Source organism: Streptomyces sp. NPDC053673 (assembly GCF_055585225.1).
The window spans coordinates 266,263-284,906 of sequence record NZ_JBVJKN010000001.1; the positions used below are offsets into that span (position 1 = coordinate 266,263).

An 18,644-nucleotide genomic window follows, 5' to 3' on the forward strand; every position below is an offset into this window, starting at 1 on the left:
GGACCGGGTGGGCCACCGGGTCGAGCTCGAGTACGAGGAAACACAGTAGGGGGAACGTGATGCGTGAGCGTGATTGGGACACGGCAGTACGAGGGCCGCTGGGCTCGGCCGCGCCGGGTGCGCCCGTGCTGGTGCTGGTCGAAGGAGAGGCAGGGACCGGCAAGACCAGGTTCGTGCAGTGGTTGGTCGCTCTGCCCGAGCTCGGCAGGGCGCCTCGCCTGACGGTGAACTTCAAGGCGTCGGGTGCTTCCGTCGTCCATGACCACCCCCGTGCGAAAGGCACGGCGTCGGCGGGGCCGGAGGCCGGAGCGGCACGTCGTTCCGGGGCCCCGCAGCCCAGAGCCCGGCGAACCGCAGCTCCGGCGGCGTCGCCGTGGCCGACTCCGCCCGCGGCTTCCTCCTTGGGAGAACTGACGGCTTCGCTCGGCATCGGTGCTCCGGTGCTGCTGGTGGCCGAGGACGTCCACCGTGCGGACGAGCAGGACGCTGATGCACTGCGTACCCTGCTGGCCGATCCGCCGGCCGGACTGCGGGTGGTGCTGTCCTACCGCCCAGAGGATCTGGCCCGTCCCGGACTGGTGCTGGGCGCACCGGTGGGGTACCCGGCCGAGATGCCCGTCATCCGATTGCGGCTAGGGGCACTCGGTGAGGCCGAGGTGCACCGGATGGCGGTGGAAGCTTTGGGCGAGGACCGATGCTCGGCTCCGTTCCTCGCCCGGCTCTACGAGCGGTCGGGGGGAATCGCGCAGGTCGTGGCCGATCTGTTGGAGCAGCTCAGGACGGTCGCTCCGGTGCCGCGCCCGGGAACCGCAGAGGTCAGCCGGAAGCGGTTCACGGCCAAGGACGTGGACGAGGCCGAGGTGCCGGTTCGGCTCGCCGAGTCGGTGGTCGGCCGTTTGGCGGCGCTGGACGAGGAGCCACGGAGCCTGGTGTGGGCGGCGGCAGTGCTCGACGAGAGCGTGAGCGAGGACGAGTTGGCCTCGGTGGCGGGCCTGTCGGCGAAGAGCGTTCGCGCCTCTCTGCTGACCGCACTGTCCGAAGCGGTGCTGCACGAGCTGACACCCGGTCGGTACGGGTTCCGGGTGCCGATGGAGGCCACTGCCGTCTATCGACTGGTACCCAGCCCCGTGCGGCGCGAGCTGCACGGTCGCGCCGCGGGAGCACTGGCGGCCCGCCGTCCGGTGCCGTGGGCGCGACTGGCTCGCCATCAGTTCGCGTCCGGTCGCCGCGCGGAGTGGCTCGAGAGCGTGGAGAATGCCGCGCGGGAAGCGGTCGAGGCCGGCGATCACCAGCTGGCGATCTCGCTGCTCGAGGCCACACTGGCGCATCCTGAGGTCATGCGGTCGAACCGGCCCCGGCTCGCCTTGATGCTCGCACACAGCGCGGTTCTCGGGCTGCGCTCCGACCAGACGGTGGAGGTCCTGCGCCGGGTGGTCGGCGACCCCGAGCTGCCTGAGGGCGTGCGGGGCGAGATCCGGCTCGACCTCGGACTGATCCTGGGCAACCAGGCCTGGCGGTGCCGCGAGGGACGCACCGAACTCCTCAAGGCGGTCGAGGAGCTGACGTCCCGCCCGGTACTGGCGGCACGGGCCATGTCGGCCCTTGCCCTGCCCTACTGGCCCACCGGCCCGCTGGCGGACAACCTCGAATGGCTGGCGCGGGCCGAGGAGACGGCAGCCGAGAGCGGGGATCGAGGGGTCCAGGTGGCGGTCGCGGCGAACCGGGTGACCGTGTTGCTCAGCGTCGGCGACCCCGACGGGTGGCGACGCCTGGAGCAACTGCCCCGCAACAGCGACGACCCGCGGGTGGTCCGGCACTCGGCCCGTGGTCTGGGCAACGCCGCGGACGCGGCCATCTGGCTCGGCGAGTACACACGAGCACGCGACCTGCTGGCCGAGAGCCTGAAACTGGCCGCGCGCAGCGGGGGACCGTACACGCAACAGACGGCACAGTGCACCTCGGTGCTCCTGGACATGATGGCAGGCCGCTGGGCGGGTCTGGCCGCCCGGGCGCGGGCGCTGACCGGGGGCGAGGACCCCGTATCGGGGATCGAGGGCGATGCCGGACTGGTGCTCGGCCTGCTCGCCCTGGCGAAGGGCGACTGGGCACACGTGGGCAACTGGCTGTCCTGCACCGCCCTGTCCTGGGACGACGGCGGCATACCGCTGGCGGCGGCGGCCTCAGGAGGGCGGATCAGGCTCGCCCTCGCCCGTCAGGACCTCGGGGCCGCGGCCCGCGAGGCGGCTGGGGCCTGGGCCAGGGTGCGGGCGAAGGCCGTGTGGGTTTGGGCGGCCGAGCTGGCCCCATGGGCTGTCGAGGCAACGGTCCGGGCGGGGGACCTGGACGCGGCGCGGGAGATGGCCGACGACTTCGAGGCAGGCACAGCGGGCAAACAGGCACCCGCGGCCACGGCGGCACTGATGTGGTGCCGGGCGCTGCTGGCCGCGGCGGACGGCGAACTCCAGGCAGCAATGGAGTGCTTCCGGCGCGCCCGTGGGTACTACCAGGCGCTTCCCCGGCCCTATGAGGCGGCCCTCGTAGCAGAGGCCGGTGGACGATGCGCTCTGGCAGGCGGCTCGGAGGCCGCCACGGGCATCCAGGACCTGTCCGACGCGGCACACGAACTCGAGGCGCTCGGCGCGACATGGGACGTCGCTCGAGTACGAGCGGAACTGCGGGCCCATCAGAGTGACCAGCGCCGTCGCCCGCCGGGCCGGCCCGGCTACGACGAGCGGCTGTCGCCGCGCGAGCAGGAGGTGGCACAACTCGCCGGTGCCGGCTTGAGCAACCGCGAGATCGCGGCGACCCTGCACCTGTCCCCGCGGACGGTGGAGCAGCATGTGGCCCGCGCCATGCGAAAGGTGGGTGCACTCAACCGGCATGACCTGGCGTCGCGCACGGTCCGCAACCAGGAGCCGGAAGGCTGAACAGGCGGTGGGGGAGCCCTCTGCCATCGCTCGCCCCAACGGCCTTGGCGATCGCATCGCCACAACAGTCCCGGTCGACAGCCACCGCGGCACTCGTCGGTGCCGCCCGTCCTCTGGCCGCCCCATGCCTGCAGGGGCGGCACAAGCAAACGCGGTGCTTCACAAGGGCGAAGAAAACGGAAGGCTTTCGGACATTCATTGAGTATAGGTAGTCCGGTATCTCCTTATTGCCGACCAGGACTGCGGCGGCAAGATTGGTCGCGCTCCGGACCGGAGCATTGCTCCGCACGGCTGCGCGGCGACTCATGAACCGGGCTGATCCACAAGAGAAGCCCCGGTCTCCGGGCGGGTACACCGCCTGCGCACCATCATGCGGCCCGTGTGGGAACGGCCCGAGGCGACGTCACGCACCGCTCGAACGCCGTCCGCACCACCCACCCTCGCCCTGGCACACAGGAAGGCCCTTGTCACGCATGCCCGCTGACAACGATATCGCCGCGTCGGACGCCGAACTCATCAGGACGGTAAGGGAGCTGGGCTCGGACGCGGCGGTGGAGGAGTTGTACCGACGACACCGGCCGGCGGTACTCGCGTACGCACGCACATGCTGCCGTGATGCGCACACTGCCGAGGACCTCGTCTCGGAGGCGTTTGCCCGTACGCTGCAAGCCGTACGGCGCGGTGGCGGACCCGAGACCGCCTGGCGCCCCTATATGCTCACGGTTGTCCGCCGCGTCGCCGCCGACTGGGCGGGCACGGCTCGCCACATCGACCTGTCCCCCGACTTCGAGCATTGGCTCGCCAACCTGCCCGAGACCGGCAAGGCGGAGAGCAGCGAAGAGCGGTTACTGCGCCTTGAGGACAACAGCCTTGTCCTCAAGGCGTTTCGTTCGCTGCCCGAGCGCTGGCAGACCGTTCTGTGGCACACGGTCGTCGAGGACGAGTCCGCCTCAAGGGTGGGCACCCTGCTCGGTGTGGGCGCGAGTGGTGTCGGCTCGCTGGCATCCCGGGCGCGGGAGGGGCTGCGCGAGGCATACCTGGCCGCGCACGCCGAGAGTGCCTCCTTGAGTGGGGAGTGCCGGCGCTTCAGCTCGCTGCTCGGGGCCGCTGTGCGCCGCAGCGGCCGCCGTACGAGCAAGGACCTCGACCGGCATCTTGCACAGTGCAGGCGTTGCCGTGACGCCCTGGTCGAACTCGCCGACCTGAACAGGCGGTTGGGCGTCGCGCTGCCGGTCGGGGTGCTCCTGTGGGGAGGGTCGGCGTACGCGGCGTCCCGGATGGCCGAGGCCGGTGCGAGCGCCGCCGGTGGGGCGTTGGTATCCGGCACACCGGACAGTGGAACGGGCTGGTGGCCCTGGGCGACGGGGACCCCACTCCGCTCGGGCGCTCTCGCCGGGGGCGTCGTTGTCGCCGTCGGACTCTCCATCCTCAGCCTGCCCGCGCCCTTCGACGGCGACGGCAAGACGTCTCCGCCCACGCAGTCGCAGCCCGAGCCGGCCCCCACCGGCCCCGATCACCGACAGCCCATCGCGCACACGCCCACACCTTCCGACGATGTTTCCTCCACTACCTCCCCGCCTGAGGCCGGCCCTACGGCCGAGGAGGGTCGTCCCACGCCCTCGGTCACACCGTCGACGACGGCGAAACCCTCGCCCTCACCCTCACCCTCCCTGAACGGCATCTACCAGGTGACCAACGTCGGTTCGGGCAAGGTTCTGAACGTTCCCGGCGCTTCTCGGGACTGGGGCACGCAGCTCGACCAGTGGTCTTCGGCCGGTGTCGACCATCAGGACTGGCGGTTCACGCCCAATGCCGACGGGACCTACGAGATCGTCAACGTGGCAACCGGCCTGGCCCTGAACGTGAAGGACGCGGCGACAAGCAGCGGGACGCCGGTCATCCAGTATCCACTCGACGGTGGCGACAACTCCAAGTGGACGGTGACCCCCGACGGCAGGATCCTCGCAAAACACAGCGGCCTGGTACTCACGGTCGCGGGGTCCAACGACGGGGATCTCGTCACTCAGGCGACCGACAGCCAAGCGGGCTTACAGCGCTGGACGATCAGCTGACGCGGCTCCGAGAGCCGGTGGTGTGCAGATGGCCGGCGACCTCCGGGCGCAATTTGTTGAGTATCCGTGATGTGGCGCTACGGATGGTCAAGTCCTGCCCGGCGCCCATAAGTTTGTCAATGCCTGGGCGGACTGCCCGAGCCGCGTGCAGTGCCGTCAGGGGGTGCTTTCGTGAACACCGGACACCGAAAGTGCCATTAGGGACGAATGCTCGTCGCCACGGTGCTGCCCCGGCACCTTTCGGTCGCTGATCCGAGTCGTCCGAGACAAAACGAGTTCGCCAATAAAAATGCTGGTCGCGATTCTCGCGACCAGCATTTTCGTGTTGTCCGGAGCATTGCGTGCTGCTGCCCGGAGTAACACTCCGCCAGAAGGTGGAGGAAACTTTCTTGAGTTCCGATTGAGTGGCCACGGCTCCACGTCCGTACTATCAGGTGACGGTCGCCGATGAACCAACCGATGGTGGTCAATCGAAGCGGCCGGAAGGCGGGGGCTGATGGCCCCTGAATCCAACAAGGAAAGGAAGAATGAATCATGGGGTTTGGTTTCTTCGGGCTTGACCAGCAGGGTGCCGGGCGTGGCAGGCAGGGTGCCGGCCGTGGTCGGCGTGTCGGTGGCCAGAATCAGGGCAACGGCCGTGGCCGGCGGGGTGCGGGCAACCGCAGGGGCGCCTGCCGCCGGTAACAGTCCTGCGGATTTGAGAGATTCCGGTGGTGCCGACGGCTGGCCCCGCGGATAACAGCGCCGGAGGTCTCTCAGTCCGCTGAACGAGGAATCGGAGATTGATACCGTCACCGCTCCCAACGGTCATCGACTCCGATCGCCCGGACGAAGAGCCGCGGCCGCAGCATGGATTGCTGCGGCCGCGGTTTGCCGGGTGCGGCTCGGCATCAACAGACGCAGCACTCCCATCCAGCATCGGTGATATGCGCCAGATGAACAGGTCAGCCATGCCTGCAGTCGCAAGCATGCGCGGACAGCGAGTCCGTCATGCGAGAACATCGCCCGTTGCCAGCTTCAAGCAATTCTGGCCACTGGCCCGGAAGAACAGATCCGCCATGGCGGCAACATTGTTGCTGCTCATACTCTCCGCGGGTTTCCAGACAGCGTCCATCTGGCTGGTCTCCTATCTCACCGACAATGTGCTCGTCACCGGCAGGGTCTCCGCTTTCTGGCTGCCCGCCGCGGCATGGCTCGTCCTGGCGGTTCTCGGTGGACTGGCCGGCTTCGCGGGCTCCTACCTCGCCGACTGGGTGAGTGAGCACTTCCTGCTCCAGCTGCGTGACCACACATTTCGGCATCTGCAGAAGCTGCCCCCGGACTATTTCGGGAAGCGTGGCACCGGAGACCTGGTGGCAAGGCTGACCGGCGACATCGAGGCAGTGGAATCCCTGATCACCTCCGCACCGGTAGCAGCGGTCACCGCCGCGTTCGAGATCGTGTTCTTCACCGCCGCCGCCTTCTGGATCAGCTGGCCCCTCGCCCTGGCGACAGTTGTCGCCGCTCCGGTGTTCTGGCTGGTCGCCCGTGCATTCTCCAAGCGCATGCGGACCGCGACCCGGCAGGAGCGGGACAGCAACGGACAGCTCGCCTCCCTTCTGGAGGAGAACCTGGTCAACATGCCCGTGGTCCAGGCATACAACCGGCAGGAAGCAGAGCGTGCGAGGGTGCACCGCGAAGGGCGGACATGGATGCGTGCGAACCTGCGGCAAGCGCTCCTGGACGGTGTCTACCGGCCCCTGAGCGGACTCGTCGAAACCCTCTGCGTCCTGCTCGTCTTGGGCATCGGAGCCTGGCAGATCTCCACCGGTCAGCTCACCATCGGTGGCCTCCTTGCCTTCTCGGCATACATCGGGCGGGTGTATCCCCAACTGGAGCAGGTCAGCGCACTTCTGATCCAGATGTCGTCCGCGACTGCCGCGGCTGAACGCGTCCTTGAGGTGCTCGCGGCCCGCCCCGTCGGCAGACCCGCTGACGGGCTCGGCACCGTCCAGGACGGTCCTGCGGAACGCACTACCCGTGACAGGACTGCGGGGGGCCCGCACTTTCGGAAGACTCTACGACTGCGACGCACGACCGTTGGGTCCCGCCGGGACTCCGTCAGGCATCCGAAGACGCCACACGCGCTGGGCCGCGACCATCCGGCCCCGCCCGGCAACCTCCCACCAGCCCGCGGCTCGATCGTCTTCGAAGGTGTCAACTTCTTCTACCCCGGCGCGGCCCGGCCGTCGCTGTGGGACGCCTCGCTCACCGCCGCACCAGGTCAGCTCGTTGTGATCACGGGACCGAGCGGGGCCGGCAAGTCCACGATCAGCAAGCTCCTTCTGCGCTTCTACGTTCCATCGGCCGGCCGCATTCTTCTCGACGGTCTGGACACAGCCCATATGACGGCGGCGTCACTGCGCCAGAACGTGTGCCTGCTGCCGCAGGACAGCATGCTCTTCGAGGGGACGATCCGGGAGAACATCGCCTACGGCCGCCCTGACGCCGACGATGAGCAGATCACCGCGGCCGCCAAGGCCGCCGACGCGCACGATTTCGTCAGCGCCTTGCCCGACGGGTACGCCACTCCGGTCGGTCGGCAGGGCCAGTTCCTCTCCGGAGGGGAACGCCGTCGGCTGGCCATCGCACGTGCCATGATCCGTGACGCACCCGTCCTCGTCCTTGATGAACCCACATCGGGTCTGGACGACGAGTCCGCGGAGCGGATCACGGAGCCGCTGCGCCGCCTGACCACCGAGCGCACCACGTTCCTCATCACTCACGACCTGCGACTGGCCGCTTACGCCGACACCGTCATCGAGGTCGATTCGGGAACGCTGACGACGATCACTCCCTCACCTGATGTGCTCCGCGCCTGGACGATGCGATGAACCTAGGCTCGTGGGCGTCACAGGCGCTCGATGCGGTAGCGGAGTTGTTCGTGGTTGTAGAAGTTGTACGTGAGTACGACGCGGGCGTCCTTCGCAGGCGGCGAGTCGTTCAGCCACCACTCCTGCCTGCCGAGTTGCATCTCGTCCCAGGGCTTGCCGTCGTCGAGTGCGGCACGCACCCGGTAGCTGCCGTCGGACTCGCCCCACAAGTCGAAGCGGAACAGCTGTCCTTCGCCGTCGGCCCGGCAGGGGCCCATCACGATGAGCAGGTTGACGACGCCGTTGTCGTACTCCTCCTTGGGGACGTGAAGGTAGTCGATGCACTGGCCCGTGTCGGCGTTGCGCAGCCAGGTGAAGTCCTTGTTCTCCTTGAACGCGAAGGTCTCCCAGACCTGGTCCCTGCTCTTGTCGCACGCATTCTGGACGACTGCCGTGCCGGCTGGTTCGACGCACGTGCCGGTTCCATGGTTGCGCAGGCTGCCCGACCAGCGGACGGCCCCCAGGTCGACCCTGGTGTTCGCGGATTGCTCGGCTGTCGTGTCCGACACTGTGGGGGACGGCTTCGCCTGGCGCGGCGCCGATGGGGAGGGCGTGACCGTGAGGGTGACGGGCGGCGGATGCTCGATGACCGTCAGCGGCGGCCTGGATGCCATGGGTCGGGGTGCCGAGCCCTCGCCGTCGTCATCGAAAGGTGTCGGCAGGACGAGGACGGCGAGCCCGACGGTGGCGACCGCGCCGCCCGCGAGCGCCCCCGAGCGCAGGGGGGAGCCCATGGCCCGGGACCACCACCCCGTATCGCCGTCCAAGGAGACGGGGCTGTCGGGCTCAGGGGATGCGATCCCCGTACCCGCGGCACTAGCGTCGGCTTCGGCCATCCGGGCCGCCACGTACGCCGAGCCGCCCCACAGCAGGACCCCGGCCGGCAGGGCCGAGCCCAGTCGCTGGTTGAGGTCGGTGAGTTCGATCAGCGTGCTGCGGCAGCCCTCGCACTCCGCCAGATGCCGGTCGAGGTCCTTGTTCCTTCGACGGCCGGTGCGGCGCACGGCGGCCCCGAGCAGGGAGCTGAAGCGGCGGCACTCGTCGCTCACGGACGTGCTCTCGACATGGGCCGCCAGGTAGGCCTCACGCAGACCCTCCCGGGCGCGCGACGCCAGCGAACCGACGCCGCTCGCACCCATGCCGAGCAGGATCGCGACCTTGGAGGCGGGCTCCTCCTCGACGGCGGTGTGCCATAAGACCGCCTGCCAGCGCTGGGGCAACGAGCGAAAGGCCCGTAGGACGCGGCTGTTGTCCTCCAGGCGGAGAACGCGCTCCTCGCCGCTCTCCGGATCGGGGGTGTCGGGCAGGTTGGCGAGCCACTGCTCGAAGTCGGCGGACAGTTCGGTGCGGCGAGCCGTGCCCGCCCACTCGGCGGCGATGCGGCGGACGGCGGTGAGCAGGTACGGGCGCCACGAGGCCTCCGGACCGCTGCCGGACCGTACGGCCTGCAGCGTGCGGGCGAAGGCTTCTGAGACGAGGTCCTCGGCCGTGTGCCGATCGCGGCAGCACGCGAGCGCGTAGGACAGAACCGCGGACCGGTGCCGCCGGTAGAGCTCAGCCGTCGGCTCGTCGGACACCGACTCCCGTGCCTGTGCTGTGAGTTGAGCGTCGGACGGGGAGAGCTCGTGGTCATCGGGCATGTGTCATCAGGGCCTTCCTGAGGGGGAAACGGCATTGTGGACGATGTTCGAATACCGACGGAAGCGCTTCGGATGAGTCGGGTCGAGGCCGGGAGCCGGTTGAGCCCCCGATGGTCTCCTTCCGGGGGCTGATCTTGTGGTTTCTTCCGCGGACTCTCGTGGTCGCCCACAGTCCCTTCCACCGTGAACCGTAGAGTTCACCTGAACTTGATGACATGGGGTCTCGAGGTCGGCGGTGCGCTCTCCGGTCGTGCCTGGGGGCCGTGACGGACCTTTTGACGGCGGTTTGCCGCGACCGCATTGTTGGTTAGGGTGGCAAGTAGAGAGTGATTCCCATGCCCTTGGCCAGGGTGATGGACAGGCCGGCGAGTTCGGGGCTGCGCAGGCTGATGGCTCCCGCGCGGGCCAAGTCAGACACGACGGGGGCTCGTTGGTGGGGAGTTGGCGCTGGCAGAAGCCGAAGGCCCCGTCGACCAGCGTCAGTGGCGTTGGGTCGTTCGGCCGGAGAGTCAAGGTGAAGGGCCGCGCCCTCACCCTGCCTCAAGAAGCCAGGATCCGGGACCCCATCTACCGATCACGGCAGAGCACCGCAGCCCGACCGGACGCGGTGGGCGTGTGACCGGCCGGTCGGCGCGCGCGGTGCTGCCCCCATTGCTGCGCGGGTGGCTCGGGCTGATTGCGGCCCTCGCCGCGCTGGTGGTCGTCGTGCTCGGGGTCCTGTACGCCGGCCACAGCGAGCCTGGCAGCGTGGACGCGTGGATCCAGTCGGCGGTGGACGGTGTGCGGTCGCCGTGCCGGCACGTCGCTCTGACCACGGACTTCTTGGGGGAGCCCGTGGGAGCGGCGACGCTGGTCGTGGCCGCCGTGACGGGCTGCCTGCTGCTTCGGCGTCCTCGCGCAGCGGTGCTCATCGTGGCCGGCGCCGGCCTGACCGTGGGGACGGCGACGCTGCTCAAGTCCCTGGTGGGACGCACCATCCACGGCGCCGACAACCTGTCCTATCCGAGCGGGCACACCGCCTTCCTCACCGCGCTCGCCCTCGTGGTGGCGCTGCTCGTGACCGGCCGGCTCGGCCTCGGCAGGACGGCCGGCATGTCACTCGTGCTCGCCGCGGCGCTGGTTGGCGGCGCCGCCATGGGCTGGGCGCAGGTCGCCCTGGGCGCGCACTACCCGACCGACGTCCTCGGCGGCTGGTGCACCGCGCTGGCGGTGATACCGGCGACCGCGTGGCTGGTCGACCGGATGGCTGACCGGATGGTCGATCGGATGGCCGACGCCGGTCGGCGGGACCATCGCTGACGTCACGTCACGTCACGTCACGCCAAGCGGCGGAATACGGGCTTCACCGGTCGTCCGGCCAGCCAGGGGGTGGGGTCCGCGGCGTCCAGTGCCTTCCGGTACACCGCACATGCCTGGGCCACCACGTCGACGGTGTGATCGATGTCGGCGTCGTCGAGCGCGCTGCTCACCACGAACGACGGGGCCAGCACCCCGCCCGCGAGGAGCCGGCGCAGGAACAGGGTGCGGTACTGCTGCGACGGCTGCCGGTTCTCGTCGAGGGTCGCGAAGACCAGGTTGCTGGCCCGGCCCCGGACGACGATGTGGTCGCCGACGCCCATGGCGGCCGCGGCGTCGCGGACACCGGCGGCCAACCGCTCGCCGAGGGTGTGCAGCCGCGCGGTGACGCCCTCTTCGACGTAGGTGGTGAGCACGGCCATCGCGGCTGCCAGGGAGTGCGTTTCCGCACCGTGCGTGGTGGACAGCAGGAACACCCGGTCGCCCGAGTGACGCAGCCCGCCCCGCTCCATCAGATCGCGGCGCCCGGCCAGCGCGGAGACGGCGAATCCGTTGCCCAGCGCCTTGCCGAACGTGGAGAGGTCGGGGACGACGCCGTACAGGCCCTGGGCGCCCGCCTCGGACCAGCGGAAGCCGGTGATCATCTCGTCGAAGATCAGTACGCAGCCGTGCCGGTCGGCCAGCTCGCGCAGGCCGGCGAGGTACCCGGGCGGCGGCTCGGTGTGAGCGGCGGGTTCGAGGATCAGGCAGGCGACCTCGTCGTGGTACCGGGTGAGCAGTTCCTCCGTGGCGGCCAGGTCCCCGTAAGGGAACGCCACGGTGAGGTCGGTGGTCGCCGCCGGAATGCCGGCGGACATCGGCGTGGTACCGATGAACCAGTCGTCGACGGAGAAGAAGGGATGGTCGCCGCAGATGGCCACCCGCGGACGCCCGGTGGCGGCGCGGGCGAGGCGCACCGCGGCGGTGGTGGCGTCGGAGCCGTTCTTCGCGAACTTCACCATCTCGGCGGTCGGCACCGTGGCCAGGAAGCGTTCCGCGGCTTCGATCTCCACGACGGACGGCCGGACGAAGTTGCTGCCGCGGTCGAGTTCCCGCCGCACCGCCTCGATCACGCGTGGGTGGGCGTGGCCGAGGCTGACCGACCGCAGGCCGGAGCCGTACTCGACGTAGCGGTTGCCGTCGATGTCCCACACGTGGGCACCGCGGCCGTGGCTGATGACCGGGGCCAGGTTCTCGGGGTACTGGTCGTCGCCCTTGGCGTAGGTGTGCGCGCCCCCGGGGATCATGGCGTGCAGCCGCTCGTTCGCCATCCGCGACCGGGGCAGCCGGAACTCTTCGGTGGTCACGGCCGACCTCACTTCTCTGTGTTCCTGACACTGGCTCGCTTTGCGTTGTCCGCACCGGGGACCCCGGCTGACCTGCTTGTCCTGCTGGGGGTCCGGGGGTCATCCCCCGGGAGATGCAGTAGGGCCTCGGCAAGTCCCGGCGCCTTCCGGTCCCGCTCGGACATCGATGTGACCGGCAGCGGCCAGGGAACGGCGAGCTCCGGGTCGTCGAAGGCGATCGTCACGTCCTCGGCCGGATCGTGCGGGCGGTCGATCCGGTACGAGGTGTCGGCGGTTTCGGTCAGCGCCTGGAAGCCGTGCGCGCACCCCGTCGGGATGTACAAGGTCACCTGCGTCTCGCCGGACAGCTCGAAGGAGGCCACGTTGCGGTAGGTCGGTGAGTCCGTCCGCAGGTCGACGACGACGTCGAAGATCCTCCCGTACGAGCACCGGACGAGCTTGGCCTCGCCGGCGCCGGAGCGCAGATGCAGGCCGCGTAGCACGCCCCGGACCGAACGGGACAGGCTGTCCTGGACGAAGGCGTCCGGGTCGAGGCCCACCGAGCGGACCACGTCGGCGTCGAAAGTGCGGCAGAAGAAGCCGCGCTCGTCGGCGTACGGCGTCGGCTCGAACAGGTACGCGCCGGAGATCTCCGGGACTGCGGTCGCTTTCATGAAGTCTCCTGCCGGGCGTGGGCGAGGTCGGCCGCCGGGAACAGGGCCGAGGTCAAGGCGGTGAACTGGTGATCGAGTTGCCGGGCGGCGGCCAGGTTTCGCTCGGCGAGGGTCCGCCGCAGCTCCGCCGAGCGCTTCTCCAGCGCCCGGAACTGCTCCAGCAGCCGTTCGGCGTCGACCTCGCGAGCCGGGTGGCAGTAGGCGTCCAGGCCCATCCGGGCCATGAGCGCGTCGCTCTTCGCCGCGTAGCTGAGTGCGAGCGTCGGCGTGCCGACCTTCAGCGCGCAGATCAGGTTGTGGTACCGGGTGGCCACCACGGTGTCGGCAGTCGCCGTCTCCTTCATCAGGTCGGCCAGCGAGGCCGTCTCGGCGGCGGTGACCAGCGGCGAGTCCACCGCGTCGAGGATCGCGGCGACCACCGGTACGTCGCACTCGTCGCCGGTGAGCAGCCGGACCGGCCTGCCGTCCTCGACCAGCGCGCGGACGAAGCGGGTTGTGCCGTCGAGGTAGCGCCGGTGGATCTCCTCGGCCCGGGCGCGGTCGTCGTTGCCGCCGTGGAAATCCATGACGCCGACGCAGACTTGGCCCGGCGGACCCGATGCCGCGCTCGCCGACGGCGTCGGCAGGGCGAACGCGAGGTCCGGGTAGACCTCGTCGCGCGCGGTGTCCACGCCCATCTCCCGTATCGCGTTGCGGGATTGAACGTCCCGGTACGAGCGGTAGGTGGCAAGGCGCGCCGACCAGCGCACCAGCGCTCGGGTCGGCCGGTTGCCGATCGGGGCGGCTCCGACGCCGACCAGCGCGACCCGGGTGCGCAGCAGCCGGCCGGTCGCGCAGAGCAGGAACAGCGAGTACGGGAAGCCCCACGGCCGCAGCGGCAGCGTGGCCTCCAGGACGCCCATGCCCGGCACGATCACCACGTCGTGCCGGCGCACCCAGGAGGCGGTGCGGAAGACGTCGACGAGCTTGCCCAGACCCTTCGCTGCGATTGCGCCCGCCCGCGACGCGGTCCGGTACTCCCCGCGGTTCCAGTGCAGCCGCGTCGCGGGGATCCCGTGCCGGGCCGTGACGACCTCGGGTCCGCCGCACAGCGCGTCCACGACCGCGTCCGGGTGCACGGCGCGGAGGTACCCGAGCACGGCCTCCAGCGACCCGTCGTTGCCGAGGTTGCCGGAGCCGAGCAGGCCGAACACCCCGACGCGCACCGGGGTCTTGTGCGCGGACGTCAACCCTGCCTCCCCTCACGGCCGGCGACGAGAGCGTCGACGGAGACAGTGCGCCGGGCCGGGTCGACCGGGGCGCGGTCCTCGACCCGCTCGCCGGCGCCCGGCCGGACCCGGCTGGTCATCCATGCGGCCAGGTGGCGGTAGCACGCGCGCCGGTCGTCCGGGGACAGCGGTGCCCGCCGGATCGCCGAGGCGAAGCCCCAGACGTACTCGGCGAGCAGCCGGGGTGTCGGGTGCAGCGGGCCTGCCCGGCGCGGATCCAGGTTGACGCATCGGGAGCGCTTGGAAGGGTTCGCCCGCTCGGCGCGGGTGGGGTGGTCGCGGCGGAAGTACAGCAGCTCCGGCACCTGGTGGAAGGGCCCGTGCAGGGTGATCTCGGCGACGAACGTGCGGTCCGCGTGGTGGTAGCTGTCGTGCGGCCTCACCCGGCGCAGCATGTCGGCACGCATCACCCCGTAGAAGTCGTCTCCACCGGGCTCGAACAGCAGGCTGCGGAAGCGCTCCGGCGCGTGGGGCGAGTCGGTGGCGAGCCCGTACTCGTACGGGACCTTGACCTGGCCCTCGCCGTCGATGACCGCCTGGCCGCTGTGCGCGAGGATCACGTCCGGCCGCTCGTCCAGCACCGATACGCAGCGCCGCAGCAGGTCCCGGGCGTACAGGTCGTCGTGCGAGGCCCACTTGAACAGCTCGCCGCGGCACTCGGTGAACACATAGTTGTGGTTCGGCGCGGCGCCGATGTTCCGGGGCAGCCTGATGTACCGGATGCGCGAGTCCTTCTCGGCGTACCGGCGGCAGATGTCCTGGGTCCCGTCGGTCGAGGCGTTGTCGGAGATGACCAGCTCGAAGTCCTCGTAGGTCTGGCCGATCAGGGCGTCGAGCGACTCGGCGAGGTACTCCTCTCCGTTGTACACGGGCAGGCCGATGCTCAGCCGGGGATGGGCGGTCATTGCGTCCTCACTTCAGGGATGGTGATGTGGTGGCGCTCGCGCAGGGCGGACCGCAGCTGCAGCCACCACACGGCCGAGCTGCAGACGGTCGCGGCGGCGACGCCCCAGGCCGAGCCGGCCGTGCCGCCCACGGTCGCCCCGCCGAGTCCGCCGCCGACATAGCAGGCGGAGGCGAACAGTTGGCAGCGCAGGCTGCGCCGGGCCGCGCCGAGCGCGCGCAGCCCGGCCGCCGCGCCGGTGCCGAGGCCGGCGCCCGCGACGCCGAGGGTGACCGGCACGATGAGCTGTGCGGCGGAGTGCCAGACGTCGCCGAGCACGAGCTCGCCGAGCCGGTCCGGCATCAGGAGCAGTGCCCCGCCCCAGAGCAGCGCGGCCGCGGCCTGTCCGCCCCCCAGCAGGAGGCAGAACGTGCCGAGGCGGTGCGGGGCCTGCCGCAGCACCCGTGCCGCCTCCGCGACGGTGACCAGTGACAGGCCCATCAGCACGGCGAGGAACGGGCCGAGCAGGAGCTCGGCGCCCCGGACCGCACCCACCGCGCCGACCCCGACGATCGCGCCGAGCCCGTACGCACGCAGCTGGCTCGCGCCGCTGAGGCTGACGTTCTCGACGAGATACCGGTAGCCGAGGTCGCGTTGCTCGCGAAGCCACCCGCGTGCCCGGGTCGTCCGGGGCCGGATGCCGGACTGGACGCAGCCGTACCCGGCGGCCACCGTGGCGGACGCGCCCCAGGCGAGCACGAAAGCGGCCACGCTGCCCACGCGGGCCGCCACGACCATGGCCGGGACGAGCGCGACGCCCCATACGAGGTCGTTGACGAACGCCTTCCGCCCGGTGCCCGCGGCGAAGAACGAGTACCGCCAGGCGTCCTGGAGCAGCAGCCCCGGCAGCATGACGCCCAGACAGACGAACGCGGGCCCCACGCGGCCGCCGAGAGCGAGGCCGACCACCAGACACGCCGCACCGATGGCGGCACCGACGCCGATTGCGGTACCCGACGACCGGGCCACCGCCCCGCGCCAGGAGGCGTCCGACACGCCGCTGAAGCGCACCACGAGCGGATCGGTGGCCAGGCCGCGGGAGACGTTGAGCACCACGCCGTACGTCACCCAGGCGAGGCTGAACACGCCGAACGCGGTCACCCCCAGCGAGCGCGCCACGTAGATCCCCACCGCGAAGTTGCTGATGCTGGAGGCCGCCTGGTCGGCCAGCCCCCAGGACAGCCGGCCGACGAAGGCCCGCCGGGCTGATCCGGCCGGCGCCGTCGCCTTCTCCTCCTCGGTGGTCATCGGCGTCATGCCTTGATCAGCCCGGCGCCGTGCAGGGCGTCGGCCGCGACGGCGACCGTGTCGAACGGCAGCCCGGACCGCTCGGCGACGTCCAGCAGACTGTGCTCGCCGTCGGAGAGGCTGAGCACCCAGAGCATGGCCATCTGGGCCTGCTTCGCGTCGCTGCGGCCGCCGAGCGAGTCGTACAACCCCCGTCGGCCCAGCTGGGGTTCGCCGTAGGGGCTGAGGTTGACGTACCGCCGGTTGCGGTCAAGGACGGCGAATGCCTCGCGGCAGACGGCGAGGGTGTCCGCCATCGCCTCCGGGGAGACGAAGTCCAGGTTGTCCGCCGAGGTGTGGTACTCGGGGTAGCCGGCGTTCGGGGTCCGGCTGAGCGAGCCCATGCCGAGATCGAACCCGGGCGAGCAGAACTGCCGCTCGTCGTAGCCGTACGGAGTGAACTCGGCTATGCGGTACGGGCGTTCGGAGGCGGCCAGCACATGCCGCATCACCCGGTCGATCTCCGCGTCGCCGCGCCTGCTCTGCTTGTACGTCAGTTGGCCCGAGTCGCCGGCGCAGGCCAGCACAAGGCCGTGCTTGACCCGCTCGACTTGCTCCGCGTTGCGGGCCAGCCAGGTGATCGCCCCGATGGTGCCGGGCGCGAACAGGAACCGGTAGGTGTAGTACGGCTTCTCCTCCGCCAGCGCCCGGGCCAGGAATGTGGCCACCGCGATGCCTGCCAGGTTGTCGTTGGCCAGCGACGGGTGGCAGACGTGGCAGGAGACGATCACCTCGTCGCCGACCTGCCCGGGAACCACGTGCTCGGCGTAGGTGAGGTGGCCATCGGTGAGTGTGGAGTCGATGCGCACCTCGTACTCGCCGTCCGGCAGCGCGTCCAAGGTCTCCTGGGCCAGGCAGAACCCCCATTCCGGCTTGTAGTAGCTGGTGCGGTACGGCACCCAGCTCGGGTGGTCCGGCAGGGTGTGCAGGTGTGCACGCAGCTCGGACAGCGGCATGGTCGCCGACACCGGCACGCTGTAGCCGAGCACGTGCAGGCTGGACGCGGCGAAGTCGACGACCCGGTGGCCGGCGGTGTCGGCGATGTACGCGTCCCGGATGTTCCACTCCTGCGGCACCGTCCAGTCGAGCACCTGCGTCCCGGTCGGCACCTCGTACACCTGCAACGGGACGTACTCGCCGACGATCTCCAGGGTGGCGCGCACACCGTCGCCGGTGATGCTCCGGCACAGCGGGTACAGCCGCTCCACCAGCGCGTGCATCTCTTCGCCGGCCGCGGTCATCGGCGCCACCGCAGGGTGTCGTCGACGGCGCCGGCGTCGGACGCCGCGCGCAGCACGGCGAGCCGGGTGAAGCGCTGCTCGAAGTCCTCCCGAGTCAGGCCGAACTTCCGGTAGGCGTCAGCGAGTTCGAGCGCGCCCTGCTTCACCGTCCACTCGCAGTCGAAGCCGGGGATCGCGGCGCGGAACCGGGAGAAGTCCACGCGGTACGACCGCGGATCGGCACCGGTCTCCCCGGTGATCCGCACTTTCGAGCCGGACACCGCCTCGGCGACCTGCTCGGCGATCTCGGCGACCGTGACGTTGTTGATCTCGCTGCCGATGTTGAACGCCCGGTCGTGCACCGCCTCGCGCGGCGCGGTCAGCGCGGCCGTGAAGGCCCGCGCGATGTCGGCGGCGTGCACCAGCGGGCGCCAGGGGGTGCCGTCGGAGAGCACCAGCACCTCGCCGGACAGGAGCGCGTGGCCCACCAGGTTGTTCAGCACGATGTCGGCGCGCAACCGGGGTGAGTAACCGAAGGCGGTGGCGTTGCGCATGAACACCGGGCTGAATTCGCCGTCGGCCAGCGCGTGCAGGTCGTCCTCCACGCGCACCTTGGACTCCGCGTACGGCGTCACCGGGCGCAGCGGCGCGTCCTCGGTCACCAGGTCGTCACCGCCGGCGGTGCCGTAGACGGAGCAGGTCGACGCGTACAGGAAGCGCCGCGCTCCGGCGTCGCGGGCCAGCCGGGCAAGGTGTACGGAGGCGTGGTGGTTGATGTCGTAGGTGAGCTCCGGCGCCAGCGATCCCAACGGGTCGTTGGACAGGGCGGCCAGGTGGATCACGGCGTCCACCCCGGCCACGTGGTCGGCCGTGACGTCGCGCAGGTCCACCCGCTGCCTGGGGGCACCGCCCACAGGCGCGTCAGCGCCGACTGGGGGAGGGTCCGCGGGCGGCTCGCCCAGCACGCAGTCGGCGAACAGGCCGGCGTCAAGGCCGACGACCTCGTGCCCGGTGGCCGCGAGGACCGGGGCCATCACGGTGCCCAGGTAGCCCTGGTGCCCGGTCAGCAGTACGCGCAAA

Annotated in this window: 11 protein-coding genes and 1 pseudogene; 4 read left to right on the forward strand and 8 right to left on the reverse strand. The window is 70.5% G+C overall.

Features of this window, described 5'->3' with window-relative positions; genetic code table 11:
• Nucleotides 1-59 precede the first annotated feature (59 nt).
• From ACZ6ZQ_RS01215 to ACZ6ZQ_RS01225, 3 genes are all read left to right on the forward strand, one after another.
• The gene (locus ACZ6ZQ_RS01215; protein WP_469766458.1) at nucleotides 60-2,927 is read left to right on the forward strand and encodes a LuxR C-terminal-related transcriptional regulator; all 2,868 of its coding nucleotides are present in this window, start codon (nucleotides 60-62) and stop codon (nucleotides 2,925-2,927) included.
• A gap of 473 nt (nucleotides 2,928-3,400) precedes the next feature.
• Nucleotides 3,401-4,999: a sigma-70 family RNA polymerase sigma factor gene (locus ACZ6ZQ_RS01220; protein ID WP_469766459.1), complete on the forward strand. Its 1,599-nt coding sequence runs from the start codon at nucleotides 3,401-3,403 to the stop codon at nucleotides 4,997-4,999.
• A 1,058-nt stretch (nucleotides 5,000-6,057) separates the two neighbouring features.
• Nucleotides 6,058-7,872 (forward strand): ABC transporter ATP-binding protein, encoded by a 1,815-nt coding sequence (locus ACZ6ZQ_RS01225; protein WP_469766460.1) that lies wholly within the window; start codon nucleotides 6,058-6,060, stop codon nucleotides 7,870-7,872.
• A gap of 17 nt (nucleotides 7,873-7,889) precedes the next feature.
• On the opposite strand, the gene ACZ6ZQ_RS01230 is transcribed toward ACZ6ZQ_RS01225, so the two are convergent.
• Nucleotides 7,890-9,551, reverse strand: a complete 1,662-nt coding sequence (locus ACZ6ZQ_RS01230) for a sigma-70 family RNA polymerase sigma factor (protein WP_469766461.1) — start codon at nucleotides 9,549-9,551, stop codon at nucleotides 7,890-7,892.
• A 615-nt stretch (nucleotides 9,552-10,166) separates the two neighbouring features.
• On the opposite strand from ACZ6ZQ_RS01230, the gene ACZ6ZQ_RS01235 reads away from it, so the two are divergent.
• A complete protein-coding gene (locus ACZ6ZQ_RS01235; protein WP_469766462.1) occupies nucleotides 10,167-10,850 on the forward strand; it encodes a phosphatase PAP2 family protein in 684 nt (227 codons plus the stop codon).
• Nucleotides 10,851-10,867: 17 nt separating this feature from the next.
• On the opposite strand, the gene ACZ6ZQ_RS01240 is transcribed toward ACZ6ZQ_RS01235, so the two are convergent.
• The 7 genes and pseudogenes from ACZ6ZQ_RS01240 to ACZ6ZQ_RS01270 all read right to left on the reverse strand — a co-directional run bounded on the left by ACZ6ZQ_RS01240 (nucleotide 10,868) and on the right by ACZ6ZQ_RS01270 (nucleotide 18,643).
• Entirely contained in the window at nucleotides 10,868-12,193 is a 1,326-nt protein-coding gene (locus ACZ6ZQ_RS01240; protein ID WP_469766463.1) for a glutamate-1-semialdehyde 2,1-aminomutase, read from the reverse strand.
• 119 nt (nucleotides 12,194-12,312) lie between these two features.
• Nucleotides 12,313-12,846, reverse strand: a pseudogene (rfbC, locus tag ACZ6ZQ_RS01245) (dTDP-4-dehydrorhamnose 3,5-epimerase); the annotation flags it as partial.
• The gene (locus tag ACZ6ZQ_RS01250; protein ID WP_469766464.1) at nucleotides 12,843-14,075 is read right to left on the reverse strand and encodes a polysaccharide pyruvyl transferase family protein; all 1,233 of its coding nucleotides are present in this window, start codon (nucleotides 14,073-14,075) and stop codon (nucleotides 12,843-12,845) included. The pseudogene rfbC and the gene ACZ6ZQ_RS01250, both read right to left, overlap by 4 nt.
• Nucleotides 14,072-15,019 (reverse strand): glycosyltransferase family 2 protein, encoded by a 948-nt coding sequence (locus ACZ6ZQ_RS01255; protein ID WP_469766465.1) that lies wholly within the window; start codon nucleotides 15,017-15,019, stop codon nucleotides 14,072-14,074. The genes ACZ6ZQ_RS01250 and ACZ6ZQ_RS01255 overlap by 4 nt, the downstream gene beginning before the upstream one ends.
• The gene (locus ACZ6ZQ_RS01260; RefSeq protein WP_469766466.1) at nucleotides 15,016-16,314 is read right to left on the reverse strand and encodes a hypothetical protein; all 1,299 of its coding nucleotides are present in this window, start codon (nucleotides 16,312-16,314) and stop codon (nucleotides 15,016-15,018) included. The genes ACZ6ZQ_RS01255 and ACZ6ZQ_RS01260 overlap by 4 nt, the downstream gene beginning before the upstream one ends.
• Nucleotides 16,311-17,594 (reverse strand): DUF4910 domain-containing protein, encoded by a 1,284-nt coding sequence (locus ACZ6ZQ_RS01265; protein WP_469766467.1) that lies wholly within the window; start codon nucleotides 17,592-17,594, stop codon nucleotides 16,311-16,313. Before ACZ6ZQ_RS01265 ends, ACZ6ZQ_RS01260 begins: the two co-directional genes overlap by 4 nt.
• Entirely contained in the window at nucleotides 17,582-18,643 is a 1,062-nt protein-coding gene (locus ACZ6ZQ_RS01270) for an NAD-dependent epimerase/dehydratase family protein (protein WP_469766468.1), read from the reverse strand. The genes ACZ6ZQ_RS01265 and ACZ6ZQ_RS01270 overlap by 13 nt, the downstream gene beginning before the upstream one ends.
• Nucleotide 18,644: the final 1 nt, after the last annotated feature.